Source organism: Micromonospora rifamycinica, assembly GCF_900090265.1.
Lineage (GTDB): Bacteria > Actinomycetota > Actinomycetes > Mycobacteriales > Micromonosporaceae > Micromonospora > Micromonospora rifamycinica.
In genome coordinates, this window is sequence record NZ_LT607752.1 from 2,028,487 (window position 1) to 2,047,138 (window position 18,652).

17 protein-coding genes are annotated in these 18,652 nt (G+C 69.7%); 6 read left to right on the top strand and 11 right to left on the bottom strand.

Going from position 1 to position 18,652, the window contains the following annotated elements:
• Positions 1–18: 18 nt before the first annotated feature.
• Genes GA0070623_RS08145 through dpgA form a run of 8 tightly spaced genes read right to left on the bottom strand, consistent with a single transcriptional unit; the run spans position 19 to position 8,385 of the window.
• Entirely contained in the window at positions 19–1,305 is a 1,287-nt protein-coding gene (locus GA0070623_RS08145; protein WP_067308943.1) for a hypothetical protein, read from the bottom strand.
• Positions 1,302–2,489 (bottom strand): GNAT family N-acetyltransferase, encoded by a 1,188-nt coding sequence (locus GA0070623_RS08150; RefSeq protein WP_067308946.1) that lies wholly within the window; start codon positions 2,487–2,489, stop codon positions 1,302–1,304. The genes GA0070623_RS08145 and GA0070623_RS08150 overlap by 4 nt, the downstream gene beginning before the upstream one ends.
• A gap of 36 nt (positions 2,490–2,525) precedes the next feature.
• Positions 2,526–2,717 carry a ferredoxin gene (locus GA0070623_RS08155; RefSeq protein WP_067309005.1) on the bottom strand — a complete coding sequence of 64 codons (192 nt, stop codon included), beginning with the start codon at positions 2,715–2,717 and terminating at the stop codon, positions 2,526–2,528.
• A 14-nt stretch (positions 2,718–2,731) separates the two neighbouring features.
• Positions 2,732–3,916: a cytochrome P450 gene (locus tag GA0070623_RS08160; protein ID WP_067308949.1), complete on the bottom strand. Its 1,185-nt coding sequence runs from the start codon at positions 3,914–3,916 to the stop codon at positions 2,732–2,734.
• Positions 3,913–5,202, bottom strand: a complete 1,290-nt coding sequence (locus GA0070623_RS08165; protein ID WP_067308953.1) for an aminotransferase-like domain-containing protein — start codon at positions 5,200–5,202, stop codon at positions 3,913–3,915. Before GA0070623_RS08165 ends, GA0070623_RS08160 begins: the two co-directional genes overlap by 4 nt.
• Complete coding sequence (dpgC, locus tag GA0070623_RS08170) at positions 5,199–6,545, bottom strand: (3,5-dihydroxyphenyl)acetyl-CoA 1,2-dioxygenase DpgC (RefSeq protein WP_067308956.1); 1,347 nt, start codon at positions 6,543–6,545, stop codon at positions 5,199–5,201. Before dpgC ends, GA0070623_RS08165 begins: the two co-directional genes overlap by 4 nt.
• Positions 6,542–7,240, bottom strand: coding sequence for an enoyl-CoA-hydratase DpgB (gene dpgB, locus GA0070623_RS08175; RefSeq protein ID WP_067309008.1), 699 nt, complete (start codon positions 7,238–7,240; stop codon positions 6,542–6,544). Before dpgB ends, dpgC begins: the two co-directional genes overlap by 4 nt.
• A 20-nt stretch (positions 7,241–7,260) precedes the next feature.
• Entirely contained in the window at positions 7,261–8,385 is a 1,125-nt protein-coding gene (gene dpgA / locus GA0070623_RS08180) for a 3,5-dihydroxyphenylacetyl-CoA synthase DpgA (RefSeq protein WP_231932717.1), read from the bottom strand.
• Between dpgA and dpgD the strand changes: the two genes are divergently transcribed.
• Positions 8,384–9,181 (top strand): enoyl-CoA-hydratase DpgD, encoded by a 798-nt coding sequence (gene dpgD / locus GA0070623_RS08185; RefSeq protein ID WP_084261329.1) that lies wholly within the window; start codon positions 8,384–8,386, stop codon positions 9,179–9,181. The two genes, dpgA and dpgD, sit on opposite strands and share 2 nt — an antisense overlap.
• A gap of 7 nt (positions 9,182–9,188) precedes the next feature.
• On the opposite strand, the gene GA0070623_RS08190 is transcribed toward dpgD, so the two are convergent.
• The gene (locus GA0070623_RS08190) at positions 9,189–10,349 is read right to left on the bottom strand and encodes a glycine amidinotransferase (protein WP_067308963.1); all 1,161 of its coding nucleotides are present in this window, start codon (positions 10,347–10,349) and stop codon (positions 9,189–9,191) included.
• 425 nt (positions 10,350–10,774) lie between these two features.
• Here GA0070623_RS08190 and GA0070623_RS08195 point away from each other — a divergent pair, with 425 nt between their 5' ends.
• The 5 genes from GA0070623_RS08195 to GA0070623_RS08215 are packed head-to-tail and all read left to right on the top strand — an operon-like array spanning position 10,775 to position 15,459.
• Positions 10,775–11,812, top strand: a complete 1,038-nt coding sequence (locus tag GA0070623_RS08195; RefSeq protein ID WP_067308966.1) for a methyltransferase — start codon at positions 10,775–10,777, stop codon at positions 11,810–11,812.
• Between the two features lie 44 nt (positions 11,813–11,856).
• Positions 11,857–13,194, top strand: a complete 1,338-nt coding sequence (locus GA0070623_RS08200) for a DUF6002 family protein (protein WP_084261330.1) — start codon at positions 11,857–11,859, stop codon at positions 13,192–13,194.
• A 37-nt stretch (positions 13,195–13,231) separates the two neighbouring features.
• Positions 13,232–14,380 carry a glycine amidinotransferase gene (locus GA0070623_RS08205; protein WP_067308972.1) on the top strand — a complete coding sequence of 383 codons (1,149 nt, stop codon included), beginning with the start codon at positions 13,232–13,234 and terminating at the stop codon, positions 14,378–14,380.
• A 9-nt stretch (positions 14,381–14,389) separates the two neighbouring features.
• On the top strand, positions 14,390–14,893 hold the full coding sequence (locus GA0070623_RS08210) for a thiamine pyrophosphate-binding protein (protein ID WP_067308974.1): 504 nt from the start codon (positions 14,390–14,392) through the stop codon (positions 14,891–14,893).
• On the top strand, positions 14,890–15,459 hold the full coding sequence (locus GA0070623_RS08215) for a thiamine pyrophosphate-dependent enzyme (RefSeq protein WP_084261331.1): 570 nt from the start codon (positions 14,890–14,892) through the stop codon (positions 15,457–15,459). The genes GA0070623_RS08210 and GA0070623_RS08215 overlap by 4 nt, the downstream gene beginning before the upstream one ends.
• Before the next feature lie 66 nt (positions 15,460–15,525).
• Here the strand turns inward: GA0070623_RS08215 and GA0070623_RS08220 are convergent, their stop codons facing one another.
• Both GA0070623_RS08220 and GA0070623_RS30575 read right to left on the bottom strand, forming a co-directional pair.
• Positions 15,526–16,905, bottom strand: a complete 1,380-nt coding sequence (locus tag GA0070623_RS08220; RefSeq protein ID WP_067308980.1) for a transposase — start codon at positions 16,903–16,905, stop codon at positions 15,526–15,528.
• Between the two features lie 256 nt (positions 16,906–17,161).
• On the bottom strand, positions 17,162–18,355 hold the full coding sequence (locus tag GA0070623_RS30575) for a PKD domain-containing protein (protein WP_067308982.1): 1,194 nt from the start codon (positions 18,353–18,355) through the stop codon (positions 17,162–17,164).
• Positions 18,356–18,652: the final 297 nt, after the last annotated feature.

Sequence of the window (18,652 nt, forward strand, 5' to 3'; positions counted from 1 at the left end):
GTCGACACCGCACCACGGTCATCGGTCGACCGCCCCCAGCAGGCAGCCGAGCATGGCGCCGCTCTTCACGGTGACCGCGCCCGGCCCGGTGGCCGTGTCGAACCGCATGAGACAGCCGGTGGGCACGCCGCCGACGCAGAACGGGCTGATCACCGGGTTGGCGAGCACCTCGTCGGTGCGACCGGATTCGTCCAGCATCACCCGCACCGGGTGCCGGACGGGGGTGACGAGTTCCTGCGCCACGTAGTACTCGGATTCCGTGCCGGTACGCACCAGCTCGGCCCAACGCTCGGGCGCGGTGTTCGCGCCGAAGAACACCTCCAGTGACGACAGGCCGGCGGCGCCCTTGAGCACGAAGTCCTCCTGCCGCTCGACGAGCAGCCGGGGCAGCTCGTACGCGCTACCCCGCCAGCGCACCCGGCGCTCGCCCAGCACCCTGCTCCACGGCACGAAGCGGCGTACCAGCTCCCGGTCCTGCCCGGACATCCACGGCAGGCCCTCGGAGAGCCAGGCCAGGACCTTCTTCGAGTCGACGAGCCGGGAGGTCTGCGACGGCGTCGCGTGCATCCCGCTCTTGACGGCGGTCAGCAGCGGCGTCGCGTCCCAGCCGAGCTGCTCCGCCTCGTCCTCGCAGAACTGGACGACGCCCAGCAGGTCGGTCGGCCGGATCTCGTCGAGCAGGTGCGACAGTCGGGCGAAGCGGGCGGGCAGGCCGTGCTCGCCCAGCAGCTGGACCTGCATGTCGTTGACCCGGCCACGCTTGCCGGGATCCGCCAGTGTGCCGATCAGCAGGGCGCCGGGCGGGAGGCCCAGCTCGGCGCAGGTTCTCCTGAGCAGGGCGGCGAAGAGCGCGAAGATGTCCTCGCCCACGAGCGGCGGCAGCCCCGCCGCCGACCGGACGCGTTGCCAGGCGCGGCGCTGCTGCTCGAACTGCACCATGCCGCCGATGCCGGCGCCCACGTTGAGTTCGACGAAGCGCGGGCCGTCCCCGCCGATGACGACGTCGGCGCGGACCACGTCACCGGCGTGCCGTAGCTCGAACGCCTCGTCCGGGTTCGCCCGCTGGTATCCGGCCGGGTCGACCCGCAGCGCGGCCATCCGGCCCGCCAGGTCCGGCGCCAGGCGCAGCACCGTCTGCTGCGACAGCTCGACCAGGCGGCGGGTGACCGCCAGCAGTTCCCGGTACTCGGCCGACGGCATGACGACCGGCTCGGCCGCGATGGGGAAGCCACCCATGGGGATGTCCCGCAGGTGCTCGGCGAGGATCCCGGCAACCCGCGCCGACGAGGGTCCGCTGGTGGTCATGCGGTGACGCTCCTCGTCGACGATCCTTCGGGTACGGCGGCGAGAAACTCGTCGAGGTCGACGTGGCGGGCACCCCGAACGCCCGGGGAGTTCGCGGGGTAGTCGAGCCGTGGGGGCCGTCGGGCGTCGTGGAAGTAGACGGCCTCCAGGAAACCCTGCTCCGTCTCCGCCACGAACGGGTTCGCCACCAGGAAGTCGCGCACCGCCGGGGTGTCCCGCCGGACCCGCAGCCACAACCGCTTGCCGCCGAAGTGGTTGGGCGGCAGGACCACGCGCGTACCGATGAGGCGCTTCGACTGGTAGGTGCCCTTGCTGAGGAAGGGTTCCGTCCCCTGGAAGTCGAGCTGACGCACCCCGTTGGCCGCCGCCCACTCGATGAACAGGACGTTCATCGCCTTGATCACACCGTTCGCGTAGTGCACGTCGGCACCGTCGCGCACTCCCACCAGCCGCGACGTCAGCACGCCGGTCGCGGGGTTCCAGTGGCACAGCCGTCCGGCGATGCGCTCGCCGTCCTCGGTGAGCACGAACAGCCGGCCGGTGCGGAACAGGCACTCGTACGCCGACTCCCGGGATTCGGTGCGCTGCCGGGCGCCGTGCCGGTTGTGCATGGTGGCGCTGTAGTAGTGCTCGTAGAAGTGGTCGAACCAGGCGGCGTCCCGCACGATCTCGCTACCCCACCGGTGCCGACGCGCGTTCCTGCGGAACCTGCGTCGTTCGTTCTTCGAGATCCGGCCGAGCACCACCTCCGCGTCGTCGTCGAAGTCCACCACGAAGTGCACGCGCATCGGCAGGACCAGCGCCGCGTCGGCGGGCATCCGCCGGGCCCGCGCCGCGCTCGTGCCGAGGATCGTGATGTCGGCGTCCGGCAGCCGGTCGGCCGACCTGAGGTCGCGGCCCCGCAGGGCGGCGGTGCGGCGTGCCGCCGTCCGCTCCCCGTCCGCGCCGCGGCGCTGTTCGGTGAAGTCGAGCGTGTAGGCCAGCCCCTCCGGCAGCCCGGAGTACGAGATCGACAGGCCGCCGAGATCCGAGCGTACGGCGGGGAACCGGGCCCAGTCCCTGGTGTCCCAGGCGACCCGGGCCGTGGTCAGCAGCGGGTGACCGCTGTTACGCCAGTGGTAGCCGGCGTGCAGGCGCAGCCGTCGAAGGAGGGGTACGCGGGCCGGGGCGGTCGTCTCAGACACGGGATCGGCTTTCCTCGTCATCGGATCGGTTCCTCGTCACTGCGCCGTGATCGCCCGGACAGGGCAGCGGCTCGCCGCCTCGCGCACCGCGCCGTGCAGCCCGGCGGGCGGCCGGTCGTCCAGCAGCACGACCCTGCCGTCGGCGTCGTCCTGGTCGAAGACCTCCGGCAGCGCTAGCGCACACTGCCCGGAGCCGACGCAGGCGTCACTGTCGACCTGGATTCGCACGCGTTCCCTCCTCGTCACCAGGTGACCGGCAGCTCGTGCACGCCGTAGACGCTGACGTTCGTCTTCAGCGGCACCTCGTCCGGTACGACGGCCAGCGCCAGCCGGGGGAAGCGCCGGAAGATCGCCGGCAGCGCGACGCGCATCTCCATCCGCACCAGGTTCTGCCCGAGGCACTGGTGGATGCCGTAGCCGAACGCCATGTGCCCGGCCGTCCGACGGTCGAAGTCCAGCCGGTCCGGCTCGGCGAACCAGCTCCGGTCCCGGTTCACCGCGGGCAGCGAGATCGTGATCGACTCGCCGGCCCGCAGCAGGTGCCCCTCGACCTCGACGTCCTCCAGCGGCGTTCGCGGCACTCCGAAGTGGAAGATCGTCAAATATCTGAGCAGCTCCTCCACCGCGTTGTCGACCAGCGTGGGCTCCGCCTGCAGCCGGGCCAGGTGCTCGGGGTGCGACAGCAGGGTGAAGACACTCAGCCCCAGCGAACCCGCGGTGGACTCGTGCCCCGCGGTCAGCAGCAGCACCCCGATCCCGGCGATCTCCTCGGTGCCGAGCGAGCCCTCCGCCGCCAGCATGCTCAACAGCCCGCCGGTGTCGGTGTCCCGGCCCACGACCAGTCGCCGCAGCAGCCCGTACAGCTCGTCCATCGCCCGCGAGGCGTCCTGCGCGCTGGCCTCCAGGCTGAACAGCGTCGCGCTGTTGCGCTGGAACTCCGCCCGGTCGCGGTACGGCACCCCGAGCAGCTCGCAGATCGCCAGCGACGGCACCGGCAGCGCGAACAGCGACACCAGGTCGGCCGGCGGCCCGTGCTTCTCCATGGCGGTGAGCTGGTCGTCGACGATCCGCTCCAGCAGCGGTCGCAGGTCCCTCATCCGTTTGGCGGTGAACTTCCCGGCCAGTTGCAGCCGCAGCCGGGTGTGCTCCGGCGCGTCCATGTCCACCAGCCAGCCGGGCAACGCCGGTGCGCCGAAGAACGGGTCCGCGCTCGGCCGCGCCACCGGCGCCCGCTTGAACTCCGACCGCGCGCTGAACCGCTGGTCGGACAGCAGCCTCCTGGCCAGTGCGTGACTGGTCACCAGCCAGCCGACGTGTCCGTCCGGGTAGACCATCGGCCTGATCGGCGTCTGCTCCCGGTACTCCGCCAGCTCGGCCGGCGGGTCGAACGGGGTGATCCGCGCCGTCGGCAACGGAACCGGCTTCATGCCCTCACCTCTTCCTTCACGAACGCGGCCAGCCGTCGTACCCCGGTGTCGATCTGGTCGGGGTCGAGGTAGCTGCAGGACAGGCGCAGCTGCCTCTCGCCCCCACCACCGAGGTAGAACTGGGCCATCGGGGTCCAGAGCACGCCGTACTTGCTCGCCGACCGCTCCAGCAGGTCGACGGTGACCGGGACCGGCAGGCGCATCCGGACGAAGAAGCCGCCGTGCGGCCGGTTCCACGCCAGCCGGTCCGAGCGCGCGTCACCGAGGTGCGCGTCGAGCGCCGTGACCAGGTGGTGCAGGTTGCGCCGGTAGAGCTCGGACTTGCGCCTGGAGAGCTCCAGCAGGGACCGGCCGTGCTCCAGCAACATGCCCCCGATCACCGCCTGGCACAGCGGTGAGGTGTTCACCGTGACCATGGTCTTGATCGTGGCGAGTTCGTCGGCGAGCACCTTTCCGCCGTCGCCCACGCGCTGGTCCGCGAGCACGTACCCGACCCGCGCGCCGGGGAAGGCCACCTTGGCGAAGGTGCCGATGTGGATGACCCGCCCGCCCTCGTCCAGCGCCTTGAGCGGCGGCAGGTGCTCGTCGGACGGCGCGGTGAACGCGTACGCGTCGTCCTCCAGCACGAAGAAGTCCTCCCGCGCGGCGAGCGCCAGCAGCTCCCGCCGGGCGGCCAGGGTCATCCGGCTGCCGCCGGGGTTGGAGAAGTCCGGGGCGACGTAGCACGCCCGGATCCGTCGGCCCGCCCGCCGGGCCTGCCGACAGGCGGTCGCGAGCGCGTCGAGATCGATGCCGGCCGGGGTCTCCCCGATCGCGAGGCGCTCGATGTCGAGCAGCCGCGCGGCCCCGGTCATCCCGACGAAGCAGGGGTCGACCACCGCGAGCACGTCGCGGTCGGAGCGGAACAGGGCGCGCAGCACCAGGAGCATGCCCTCCTGCGCCCCCACGGTGATCACGATCGCGTCCGGGTCGACGTCGATGCCGTGGTCCCGGGCCAGTGCGTCGCCGACGATGCCGTTGATGATCCCCCGGCCGGGGCCGTACTCGTAGAGCAGCCGTTGCGCCTGGGCGGGGGTGCGGCCCTCGTCCCGCAGGTGGGTCAGGAAACGTTCGGTGTACCGCTGGATGTCGATCTCGGTGAGGAAGTCCGGGTGCGGTGCGCCGGGCGCGAAGGAGATCGCGTCCGGGAACCGGCCCATCACCTCGTTGAGGAAGCCGATCGACCCCAGCAGCGGATCCCGTAGCGACGGGTGCAGGGAGTCCTGGTCGAGCCACGCGGCGCTCATCGGCGCGCTCCCGAGCGCTGCCAACGCCGCTCGACCTTGGCCAGGACGTCGTCGCTGTAGGCTCTGCGCACCTGGGCGTACGCGAACTCGGCCAGATACTCCCGGAACACGTCCAGCGGCTCCTCCGCGAGCACGAGCATCCGCCGGTTGGCGGCCACGGCCGGTGCGCCGAGTTCCCGCACCGCGCGGTCGATCGCGTCGGGCATGTCCTGTGGTTCGACGACCTCGTCGCAGATCAGCCGGCCCTCCGCGCTCGCCACCGGGATGCTCCGCCCGCCCAGGACCACCTGCCGGGCGAGCCGCGCCCCGGTGAGCCGGGTGAGCCGGAGGTTGCCCAGCCCCGGCACGATGCCCTCCTCGGCCGCGGGCAGGCTGACGTAGGCGTCGCGTTCGGCGATCACCCGGTCGAGGACGAGCAGCAGCTGCATGCCACCACCGATGGCGAACGAGTCGACCGCGCCGATCCACGGTTTCGCGACCGTACGGTCCGACCAGGGACCGGCCGCCACGTCGACCAGCAGGCCCCGGCACATCTTGTTGAGGTAGCCGAGTTCCCGGCCCAGCAGGAACTCCAGCAGCGGGATCGCGCCGTTGCGCAGGTCCTTGAGGTTGATGCCCGCGCTGAACACCCGCCGCCCCCGGTAGCGGGGGTGGTCCACCTCCCCGCCCCGCAGCACCCCGACGCGCACCTGGTCGTCCAGCAGCGCCAGGTCGACGGCCGTCTCCAGGTCGGCGATCAGGCCGGTGTCCTCCGCGTTCAGGCAGTGGGCGTTGCGGAAGGTCACCTCGGCGGCGTGCCCCCGGCGTTCGACCAGCACGGTGTCCAGCTCGGCCACGCCCGTCCGCCGGAAGTCGGCGAGCAGCCCGAGCGCCCGCGGGGTGGGCATCAGCATCGCGTCGATCAGGTGCCGCCCGGCCGTGGCCGACCGCAGCACCGCGGCGCAGAAGATACCCTGGTCGATCTCCCGGCCCTCCTTCTCCGCCTGCACGTGTCGTCGTTCGGCGTCCATCTGGGCGGCCGACGGCACGAGCCCGGGAAACCGCTCGGCCGCGGCCCGCACGAGTGCGGGCAGCCGGGGATAGCGGGTGCGGCCGTCGGTGAGCAGGTCGTACACGGCGTCCACGTGCCGGGCGAGGAACGCGTGGCGGGCCGCCCGGCAGGCGGCGTGGATCCGGTCCGCGGCCTGCCGCTGCGGGCCGTCGCGCGCGGCCTTCGGGGGCAGCCCGGCCAGTGTCTCCTCGCCCGCGGCGACGTACCCGGCCAGTTCCCGCGCGTCGTCGTCGAGCACGCCGGAGAGGACCGGGGCCGCCGCCTCCCGCACCGGGGCACCGGTCGTGGTCACGAAGCGGCCCCTACCGCCAGCCTGCGCAGTTCACGGTCGCACGCGGCCAGGTGCACGCCGAGCGCGTCGTCGTACTCGGCGGCGGACGCTTCGAGCAGCAGTTGCCGGCGCACCGCGAGTTCCTGGTCGGACACCCGGCCCATCAACACGGTCGCGGTGTGCACGGCGTCGTCGAGGTCCTCGCTGACCTGGTCGACCAGGCCGAGTTCGGAGGCCTTCGCCACCGAGATGTCCATCCCCCAGATCACGATCTGGCGGGCCCTGGCCACCCCGAGGTTCTGGACCAGCCGGTAGACCGACATGCCCGGCCAGAAGTGCCCGTCGTTGACGGGCAGCAGGAGCACCAGGTCCGGTGCGCCGATGCGGAAGTCGACCGCCAGCAGCAGGTCCAGCGCGGGACCGCCACACGGACCGCTGGCCGCCACGACGTTCGCCGCCGGCAGCCGTTCGAGCCTGCGGACCGCCCGTTCCCACCGGTTGACGTCGCGGATCCCGACCTCGCCCGGCCACACCCGGCTCTGCGCCGCCGTGCCGTCCAGCCGCAGCACGACGACCGTCCGTCCGACGCGTTTCTCCACCTGCTCGCAGATCGCGTTCACGGAGTCGGTCAGTTCGGCGAGCGGTCGTGTCACGTCGACCGTCAGTACGAGCGCGAGCCCGCCGGAGACGCCTGTCAATTCGAGGTGCCTGCTCATCGTGGCGGTCTCCCCTTCCGTCACCAGGCCACCAGGGCCATTTCGATAGTTGATCCCGGTCCCATCGTCATGAGGACGCCGAATTCGCCGGGCACCGCGCTCTGCTCGGCGAGCAGACGCTGGTAGGAGAAGAGGAAGGACCCGCTCGACAGATTCCCGTGCTCCCGCAGGACGCCGGTCGTGTGCCGTACGTCGTGGCGGGACAGGCCGAGATTCGCACGCACGGAGTCGATCACCTTCTTGCCACCGGAATGGATGATCCAGTGCGATATGTCGGAGCGGTGCAGGTCCGTCCCGTCGAGCAGCTTTCCGAGCGCGAGTTCGGCGTGCGCGCCGACCACGTACGGCACGTCCTGGTCGAGCCGGAAACTGAACTTGCCGTGGTCGTCGTCCCAGTCGTACCGCATCGCGTCGATGGCGTCGGGGATGATGCAGCTGGAGAAGCGCAGGAGCGCGGTGCCCCGGGGGACGTCGCCGTCCGGCCGGCGGACCGCCACCGCCGCAGCACCGTCGCCGAACAGGCTGTTGACCACCGACGAACGCATCGTTCCGTCGAAGACGTACGCCGCCGAACACGCCTCGATGCAGACCATGAGCGCCAACTCGCCCGGGTGTGCCCCGGCCCAGCCGGCGACGGCGGTCAGGCCGTTCAGGCCGGCGTTGCACCCCATGCCCACCACGTCGAGCCGCGAGCAGTGCACGCTGAGGCCGAGCTCTTTGATCAGCAGGGCGGAGAATCCGGGCGTGATGAATCCCGTCGAGGAGACGCAGCACAGGTAGCCCACGTCGGACGGCGTCGCGCCCGCGGCATCCAGGCACGACGCGACGGCTCTCGTGCCCAGGGCGAGACCGTTGGTGACGTGTTTGCGCAGCAGGTCGCCCTGGCTCTCCACACACCGCGAGCCGTCGGGTCCGAGCGGCGGCAGCGTGAGCCCCCGGCGGTCGATCGCGCTGTTGAGGAAGACCGACCGGATCCGCGGGTCGGTGATGCGGAATTCGTCGAGCAGCTCCCGCTGGCTGTATGACGTCGCCGGTACCGCGGTGCCGACGCCGACAATGCGCGGGGCATCGACCCGCTTCTTCACCCCGAGCCGCATGGACCTATTCCTTCCCGTGAAAGTCGAGCCGACTAGACTCGCTGCCATGTCCCCTGGAGTGCGTTACGAAAAGAACGGTCATGTGGCCGTCGTGACCCTCGACCGGCCTGAGGTGCTCAATGCGATGGACCTGCGCATGCACCAGGAACTGGCGCGGGTCTGGGACGATTTCGAGGCCGATGACGACCTGTGGGTGGCCGTGCTCACCGGCGCGGGCGACCGAGCCTTCTCCGTCGGCCAGGACCTCAAGGAGCTGGCCGGACGGGTGCGGGCGGGCACCGCGGGCACGGCGACCTTCGGCAGTCGGGGCAAGCCCGGCTGGCCCCGGCTCACCGAGCGGTTCGACCTGGCCAAGCCGGTCGTCGCCAAGGTACGCGGGTACGCGATGGGCGGCGGCTTCGAGCTCGCGCTGGCCTGCGACCTCGTGATCGCGTCGACCGATGCCACGTTCGCGCTGCCGGAGGCCCGGCTGGGTCTGATGGCGGGCGCGGGCGGCGTGTTCCGGTTGACCAGGCAGCTGCCCTGGCGTACCGCGATGGGGCAGCTGCTCACCGGCAGGTCGATGACCGCCCGGCGGGCCTTCGAACTCGGCCTGGTCAACGAGGTGGTGCCCGCCGACGAGCTCGACGCCTGCGTCGACGGGTGGGTGGCCGACATCCTCCGGTGCGCGCCGCTGTCCGTGCGGGCGATCAAGGAAGCGGCGACGAAGTCGCTCACCATGCCGCTGGAGACCGCGTTCTCGACCCGGTTCCCCCGGGAGGAGCAGCGGATGCAGAGCATGGACGCCGTCGAGGGTCCGCTCGCGTTCGTGGAGAAGCGCGAACCACGGTGGCAGGGCCGCTGAACGCCCATCAGCGGAGGTAGTCTTCCGCGCCGCCCTGGCGGACGGTGTCCAGGGTGAAGCAGTGCAGGCCCCCACCGAACAGCCGGCGGTGGCGGTGGCGGACGGGTACGGCGGTGAACCCGTGCCGTTCCAACGTGCGGGCCAGCTCCGGGCACGCCTCGTTGACCAGCACCGTCGCCGGGTCGACGGAGAGCACGTTGAGGTCGATGAACGGGCTGGTGAGGATGAGGTCGTCGTCGTCGTAGCGGGGGAAGCTGTCGCCGTCCGGCTCGGGCGCGACGATGTGGTCCCAGCTGCGCAACGGCGCGGGGAGCTTCTCCATCACCTCGGCGGAACGCACCAGCAGGGTGCCCGGCCGTAACGCCAGCACCATGCTGTCGAGGTGACTGTCGCTCAGCTGGTACACCCGGTGGATGCGGAACCGTCCGGCGAGGTGGCGTTCGAGCCAGTCGCACGCCAGGGCGTGGTTGGCCGTCGAGACGTTGGCGACGACGTCCCGGCCCAGTCGCAGACACTGGGCGCCGTCGAACATCATCTCGAACCCCACGTCGTACGGTGACGGGCGCGGGTCCTCGATCGTCTCGGTCGGCCCGCCCGCCGTGCCACTGCGGACGTAGGACAGGTCGAACGAGGCGTCGGTCATCATCGGCCGCGGCATGACCGTCCACCGCGCGCCCCGCCGGAAGTAGTCGGCGAAGATCGGCTTGAGCAGCTGCGTCTCGAAGTACCGCGAGCGGATCATGGGTGGGGTCTCGATGATCTCGTCGCCCAGGATCAGGGTGTTGTCCCGCACGTTGAGTGGTGGGACGACGGCGGCCGACCACGCCGGCGTGGCGACCTCCACCGTGGACGGGTCCAGGGTGATCGGACGGTGGACGGTCACCGCGAGGGATTCGAGGGTCTTGGCGAGCCCGTCGAGGTCCTCGCAGAGCTCGGCGACGTACCGCTCCTTGATCGGCACCCGGCCGGGCTCCGGCGCCGCCGCGGTGGCCGCGCGAGCCGCCAGGCGGGGGTAGTACCACTCGGTCCGGAAGGACCGGTTCTCCCTGATGTTGTCGTGGAAGAACAGGTCGAATGACAGCTCACGGTCGTGCGATATGTAGTTGTCGGCCGAGCCGACAATTACTTCCTTCAGCGGCGACCACTCGTCAAAGCTGTTGAGCTGCATGCACTCCCCCGGGGCTGCATCTGATTAGTCCGCGCCGGACACCCGCGTGACCAGTGGTGCGGTCTCACCGGCGGTGTCGAGGGATGCGCGAGACGGTAACCCACAAGGCGCTTTCCATTAGTCGATCTAGGCACCCGGGGGCTTCGTGACCACTTAATCACACACAATCACCGCCGTAAATGTGATCCACGTCACACCAATTGGGATGCTGGGCCTTTCGGCCTTCAGGTAGGCTCGCCAACGCGGTCAATCTATTCAAACTTCTCAATGATCATCGATGGTCGGGAGAGGTGAACGGGGGTCTCCGCGACACGAATCCGCATTTCAAACGCGACAACCATCCGCGCGACCGATCGCCTGCGGCATGTCGCGGAAATACTTTCCATCGGGAATTCTTACCAGCCTGCACGGGAGAGGTGGGGCCAATGCGTGCCGCACACGATGGCGATCCGGTCTATGAGCGCTTCCAGTTCCTGATGAACGCTCCCGCGTTGTTCAACGCGGTGGCCACCTCCGTCGAGCTGGGGATCTTCCATTTCCTCGCCGACCGGGCCGAGGCGACGTTCGACCAGATCCACCAGCACACGGCACTGCCGCTCCACCAGCTCCGGGTCCTCCTCCAGGCGGTCTGTTCGACCGGGCTGCTGACCAGGCGGGACGGCCGGTACGCCAACTCGGCGGTCGCCCAGGATCTCCTCGCCTCCGACGACGAGGACAGCTGGGCGCACATCATCGTCGGCTGGAAGGAGGTCTACTACCCCGCCTTCGGGCAGATGACGACGGCGCTGCGGGCGGGCACCAACACCGCACTCGACGCCTACCCCGGCGACGAACCCACGCTCTACCAGCGGCTTTCCCGCAACCCTGACCTTGAGGCGGTGTTCCACCGGGCGATGAGCGCCTTCACCCTGCGCTCCGTCGACGCGCTGGTCGAACGGCCGGAGTTCGCCGAGGTGCGGCACCTGCTCGACGTCGGCGGCGGCGACGGCACGACGTCGATCCGCCTCGCGGCACGCCACCCCCAGCTGAAGTCGACGATCTTCGACATTCCCAGCGTGTCCAGAATCGCCGACGGCAAGACGACCGCACTGGCCGACCGGGTCGACCTTCTCTCCGGCAACATGTTCACCGACAACTTTCCTCTCGGCCCGGACGCCGTCCTCTTCAGCCACGTGCTGGAGATCTTCTCCGCCGAGCAGATCCTGGCGATGCTGCAGAAGGCCTATGACGTCCTGCCGGTCGGCGGACGGGTCTTCCTGTACGGCTACAACGTCTCCGACGACGAGACCAGTGGCATTTTCTCGGCCCGCCTCGGCCTGTACTTCAATGTGCTGGCGAGCGGGCAGGGCATGGCATATCCGGCAGCGGACTACGAGCGCTGGTTGAGCCGCGTGGGCTTCCGCGACGTGACCACGGTCCGCGGTCTCCCCTTCGAGCACGGCCTCAGCATGGGCACCAGATAGCACCGACCACCGAAAACAGCGCGGAATTCCGGAAGGCTGTCCACATGCTTCTCGAGAATGCTCTCGCCCATTATTATCCGCAGGTTCAGGATGCACTGCGAACACTGTCGGGCAGTGCCGCGTCGAGCGAGTTCACGCCCGGTGTCGAACTGCCCGAACCGACACCCGCGATGCGCGAGTACCTTTCGGCCTCCGATCTGGGGCACACCCCGATGGGGCGGTACCGCGGCAGGAACCTCGCGCTGCTGGACCTCACCCGCAACCCCGGGACGATGACGACGAAGACCTTCGCCTCACTGGTCATCGTCGCCCGTGCGGTCGGGTACATCCAGCGCACCGGCGAGCGGGTCACGATCATCACGCCGTCCTCCGCGAACAAGGCCGTCGCCATGCGGGACGCGGTGCTGCGGGCGATCGGCGCCGGACTGGTCACCCCCGACCAGCTCAACGTGGCGGTCGTCGTACCCGCCGGCTCGGTCCACAAGATCCGCGCGTCGGAACTGCTCACCGACCCGTACCTGCGCGCCCGCAACCCCATCGCCGTGTACCGGGGTGACGTGCCCGGCACGGTGAAGACGATCGCGCGGACCATGGTCGACACCCACAGGGAGGCACTGGAGAAGAGCGCCAAGACCAACCTCTGGTACACCCTGCAACTGGAGAACTACCTGGCCGCGGACGTGGTGCGGGCGCTGGCGGAGGAGGAGTTCTTCCCGCCGGCAGCGACCGTACCGCGGCTGCACGTGCACGCCGTGTCCAGCGCGTACGGGCTGCTCGGGCACGCGTACGGCCGGGAGCGGTTCGGCGGGACCGGCCTGCCCTCGCGCTACTTCCTCGTGCAGCATCTCGGCGCGCCGGACATGGTGGTCAGCCTCTACCACGACGGCGACTTCGACAGCAGGCACCTGCCCGACTACTCCTACCAGCCGGAGTCCGGTCGCTACGTCCAGCAGGAGGACCCGCACTTCCCGGCCGTCACCTTCGACCCCCGGGAGACGCTCGACCCGACGTTCTACACCAGGACCCCGGTGACCTCGGCCCGGATGAACGCGCTCATCCACGGCCAGGGCGGCGGCGGCGTGGTCGTCTCCCTCGCCGAGTGCCTCGAACGGTACGGCCAGACCCGCGCCCTGCTCGGTGAGGCGGGCGTGCCCGTCCCGGCGAATCCGACCGCGCTCCGCGAGTGGTCGCTGGTCATGGCGGTGACCGGGATCCTGAACGCCATCGACCGGGACCTGGTGCCGGAGGACGACATCCTCGTGCACGGCTCCGGCTGCTACGCCACCGGCGACTTCGACGAGGTGACCCTCCGCGACATGCACGAGGTCGACACCGACGACGACTCGCTCAGGAACGTGGTGCTCGACGCCGCCGCACTGTGACCGCCCGCCACCGCTTCACCAGGAGGGGACCTTCCCGATGCGCCTGAACAGCTACGACGACTTCTCACCGCTCAAGGAGGTCGTCCTCGGCTCCGCGACCGACTACCTCGACCGCATCGACGACCTGTCGTTCGACATGTTCGTCAGCGACAACCTCACCGGCGCCAAGGGGTACTACCCGAGCATCACCGACTGGTACGACGGCGCTTCCCGGGCCGACCGCAACGAACCGCACCGGCTCGCGACGAAGAAGCGCTTCCTCGGCGAGCTGATCGAGGACGTCGAGGGCATCGCGGCCATTCTCGAGTCCCTCGGGATCCGGGTGCTCAGGCCGATGCCGCTCGACCCGCGCCCCGGGAACGTGGCGACCCCCGCGTGGTCCGCACCGGTCACGCCCCCACTGAACGTGCGGGACAACACGCTGATCCTCGGCGACGAGATCATCGAGACGCCGCCGACCCTGCGGGCGAGGTACTTCGAGACGCAGTTCCTCAAGCCGATCTTCATGAGGTACTTCGCCGAGGGCGCCCGCTGGACGACGATGCCCCGGCCGATGATGACCGACGCCTCGTTCGACCCGGAGAACGTCGCGAACGCGGCACCCAACATCGAGGTGCCGGTCGACCCCCGGCCGTCCGCGTACGACGTCGGCCCGGAAATCATGATCGACGGCGCGAACTGTCTGCGGCTCGGCCGCGACCTGATCGTCAACATCTCCAACGCCAACCACGCGCTGGCCTACGACTGGCTTCAGCGGCACCTGGCGGGGCGCTTCCGCGTCCACCGCATGCACAAGCTGACCCAGAGCCACATCGACAGCGTGGTGATCCCGCTGCGGCCGGGCACCCTGCTCATCAGGTCCGAGCGGGTCCTGGACTTCCTGCCGGAGCGGCTGCGCTCGTGGGACCTGATCGTCTCCCCGGTGCCCGACGTCAGCGACTACCCACAGTACGACAACGACGACCCCATTCCCGCCAGCCCGTACATCGACCTCAACCTGCTGTCGATCGACGAGAACACCGTGCTGGTCAACGACGCCTGCAAGACCCTGATCCGCACCCTGGAGGACCACAGGTTCACGGTGGTGCCGGCGCGGCACCGCCACCGTCGGTTGTTCGGCGGCGGTTTCCACTGCTTCACCCTCGACACCGTCCGTACCGGCGGCGCCGAGGACTACCTCGGCTAGGAGGGGTTCATGGCGGTTCCCGACTGCGCATCGGCCCTGTCCGACGCACTGCTGGAGCACGAGTTCGCACCGTTCTTCGGCACCCCCTGCGGCATCCTGGCGCCTCTCTACAGCCGGCTCGAGGCCGCCGCGGACCTGTGGACCATCTCGCGCGAGGACAACGCGGTGGGTGTCGCCGCCGGCGCCGCGATGGCGGGGAGGAGCCCCGTGGTCCTGATGCAGAACTCCGGTCTCGGCCAGTCGGTGAACGCCCTCGCGTCCCTCGTCGTGCCGTACCGGATTCCGATGCTCCTCATCATCAGTCTGCGCGGTATCCCCCCGGACTTCACCACGGAGAACATCGTCATGGGTCGTCTGACCGAACCACTGCTCCGCGAGGCGGGCATCCCCACCGCCCGACTCGCGGAGGAGAACCTCGCGGCGCAGACCGACTGGGCCAGCCGGCTCGTGGTCGAGGACCGCCGACCGGCGGCCCTGCTCGTTCCCCCGGCCCTGCTCGGGTGGCAGGCATGAACAAGACGGCAGTGATCCGCGCGCTGATCGAGGCGACGTCCACCGACCCGATCATCTTCACCACCGGCTACTCCTGCCGCATCGCCAGGAACGTGGCGGACCGGCCGAACCACTTCTACATGACCGGCAGCATGGGCCTCGCGGCCGCCATCGGTACCGGCATCGCGTTGTCGACGGGCCGGCTCGTGGTGGTCGTCGACGGTGACGGCGCACTGGCCATGAATCCGGGTTGCCTGCTCACCGCCGGCGCGCTCCCCCACCTTCCCCTGCTGCACCTCGTCCTCGACGACGGTCGGTACGACTCCACCGGAGGCCAGCGCGTCCCGTCGCGACGCATCAACTTCACCGCCCTGGCCGAAGCCGCCGGATACACCGGCGTCTGGCACGTCGACGATCTGAGCAAGTTCCGGGAGTTGCTGCACAGCGAGGCGAGGACGTGCACCAGCCCCACCTTCGTCCACTGCGAGCTGACCGAGGAGGACGAGGCCGGCACACCGCCGAGAATCGAGGCCGAGCTCGCGCAGCACCAGCTCCGGTTCAGCCGACACCTCACCTCGTCCCGGTGACCGGACGCCCGCGCCGTACGGTCGGCCTGCCGCGGTGGCTGCCAGCGGCCGGTGATGCCGGGTCGGCTAGCCCAGGATCGCCTCGATCAGGCGCATGGTGCCGTCATGCTCCCATCTCGCCTGGTAGCCGGCGACGGTCATGCCCGGTGGATAGGGCGCCGGCAGCTCCGCCCAGCTGCAGCCGGTGCGTCTGCGGTGGTAGATCGCTTCCACGAGCAGCCGCCGGTGGTGCTGCCGGCTCCGGTGCGGGTCGCCCGGCAGGATCGCCGCGATCTGCCGCCACTGCTCGTCGGTGATGACGCCCTGAGTCGACGGTCCGTGCTGCTCGACCCGCTCGGGAGGGCGGGATGGTGGTCGCGGCACCTCGACGGCTCTCGGCGCCCCGACCGGTTCCGACGGTTCCGCACCGCCCTGCCGGCTGTCCCTGGCCGACAGCCGGGCCCGCGCCGCCGCCGCGATCTGTTCCCGAACCGGCAACGGCTGGGCCGGCGGATATCCGGTGAAGCCGGGTTCGAGGGCGGCGGTGAGGAGCCCGCAGACATGGCGGAGCTGCTCCCACTGCGGGGCGAGGGCCAGCAGGTGGGCGGTCGCCGGATCGTCGCCGCCGAACGACTGGAGGCGACCGAGGATCACCGGTTGGCGGTGGGCGTACCGGGCCAGGACGCGGGCGATGGCATCGTGCACCGACGACCGGTACTCCTCCTGGTACGGCCCGGCCAGGTTGAACGCGTACGCCTGGGTGTTGTATTCGGCCATCTCGGCGGCGAGGTCGGGGCAGTCCGCCAGCACCTGCGGGAACTGGTCGGGATCCAGGTAGTCCAGCCACCGGGGCGCCGGCTGGTCGCCGCCGTCAGGTGCCGGGTTCCCGGGCTGACCGGTCAGGTCCGGTTGCGCGACGGTGGCGGGCAGATACCACTGCCGCAGGTGCTCGTCGCAGGCTGCGGCGAAGTACGGCAGGTACGCCGCGGCGACCTCGCCGGCGAGGGCCTCGGCGGCCACCGACCATTGGGCGAACGTGTACCCGGTGTCCACCTCGAACACCTGCGTCAAGCGGGTGACCAGCGCGAACATGTCGTCGAGCTGGGCGAACTCCGCGACGAGCGTCGGATCGACCTCCCCGAACGCCATCGCCAGGGGGTGGTCGACCCACGGCGGCCGGACGGTGTCCACCAGCGCGACGACGAGGTGGTCGCGGTCCAGCTGCCCACCGGCGTGCTGCTGGAGCAGCGTGATCGTGGCCAGGCTACGGCGCAGCTGGTCGACGCCGGTGTGGGCGGCCTGTTCGTCGGCCCAGGCATGGAACATCGCCAGGCAGGTGGGGTTCTGCTGGGTTTCGACCCAGGCGAGGCTCTGGAAGAACGCCGGCTGGTGCTCGGCGATCCAGGCGAAGGTCGTGGCGAACGTGTGTTGCCATGGCGCCGGCTGGACGTCCTGATGCGGGTACACGCCTGTCTCCCGGTCGGTGGGCGGGTCCGCACCAGCGTGCGCCGGACCTACCGGCCCGTTCCCCGGTCGCCGGCCGGTCCTGCGGGCAGTCCGGGTTGCCCCTACGGGCAACGCGGTGCCGACCGGTGCGGGCGCGGCGACGTCGAGACGCGGTGCCCACCGCCGGAGGCCGGCTGGACAGCACCGTCCGGCTGGGCCGTGTGTCGACGTCGGTCGACGGAACTCCGACGGCAGATCGGTCTACTGCTGGTAAGGCTCAGAACGCTCTATGGTGCGCGACAGTAGACCTTGATCGACTGTCCTGCCGACTCGTGGCCGGTACGGCCGGGCGGGTGACTGCCCCGTCGTGGATCCGTACCGGAACGACCTTGGTCGTCTTCCCTTTTCGGCCATCAAGGGTCGTCACGGTCAGACTTACCCGGTAGTCACCGTCGGCCGCGTACCGATGAGTGGGGGAGAGCCCTTCGAACGTCGTTCCGTCACCGAATTTCCACAACCGTGAGGCGAATTCCACCCTGCCGGGGTCGAACGAGTAGTCATGGAAGGAGACGGTGTCCAGGGTGCTCGGATCGGTGGGGCTGTAGGAGAAATCCGCATTCGGGTTCGGCGTGACGTGGACGTCGAGTTCGGCCGGTCCCGTGCTCGGTTCGGTCGGGCAGCACCGCAGGTCGACCTGGAACAGGTAGGTCGTGCCGGCTTCCGCCCGGAAGGTGAACGGGACGTTGTACCGGTATGAGCAGCCCAGCAGGGTTAAATTCGTCAACGACGTCCCGCTGTAGCCGGCGACCGAGCCCCAGTAGCCCGCTGAAGCGGTGATGGAGCGGGTGACCGCGGGGGTGTACGAGTACCAGCGCGTCTGCTTCGCATCGAGGCAGGCGGTCGGTTCGCCGACCTCCATGCTCGCGGTGTCCAGATCCACCGCGCGTGAGAACGGCAACTTGTTGATCACCTTGGCGGCGGCGAAGCTGTCGTTCTTCGGCCGGTTGGTCCGCCTGAGGGAGAACGCCAGCTCACCGGCCTCCGCCTCGAAGTACGAGGTGACCATGAAGTGGTAGGTGGTGCCCGCGGTGGCCGTGAAGGTGATCCGGGAATCCGCGTCGCCGTAGCTTTCGTTGCAGGCTACGAGGTCCAGCGACCCGGAGGGGCCACTCCAGGCGGACAGGACCGTACTGTAGTCGCTCCCGAGGGTGCTCGCCTGGATCAGCGTGTCCTTGGTGGGAGTGAAAGTGAACCAGACGGACTGATACTCTCCGCATTCCCCGGGATCCGCCGGATCGGTGGTGGCGCTGCTGGTGTCCTGCGTTGTCTGGAAGGGCAGGCTGCCGACCGTCGTGGCGCTGGCGAATTCGTCGTTCGCGGGCTGGGCGAAGGCCGCTGTCGGCCGGACACCGACCAGCGCGGTCAGAATAGCCAAAACTAGGGAGAGTCTCAGTACCGCCGGTTTGATCATTGCGACTCCTTGCGGTAAGCGTCCGGTTTCGCTCCGTAGGCCGTGTCAGGTTAGCAGAGCGCATTGCCCGGAGTGATGATTCGTATCGCGGGGTACGTTTCATTCATGGTTCATTCCAGTTCGCATCCGATTGTGGATATGATGCGGCATTGCCTATGCATCAGTGATGGTTCGCCACTCCGCCGAGATCGAGTAGGATCTCAACCCACCAATGTCTGCATTCTTTCGACGGTCGGCACTCGTGGGAAGCTGATGAGCGTCCTGATGCGGACGAACGGTGGGTGGCATTCGTCGTCG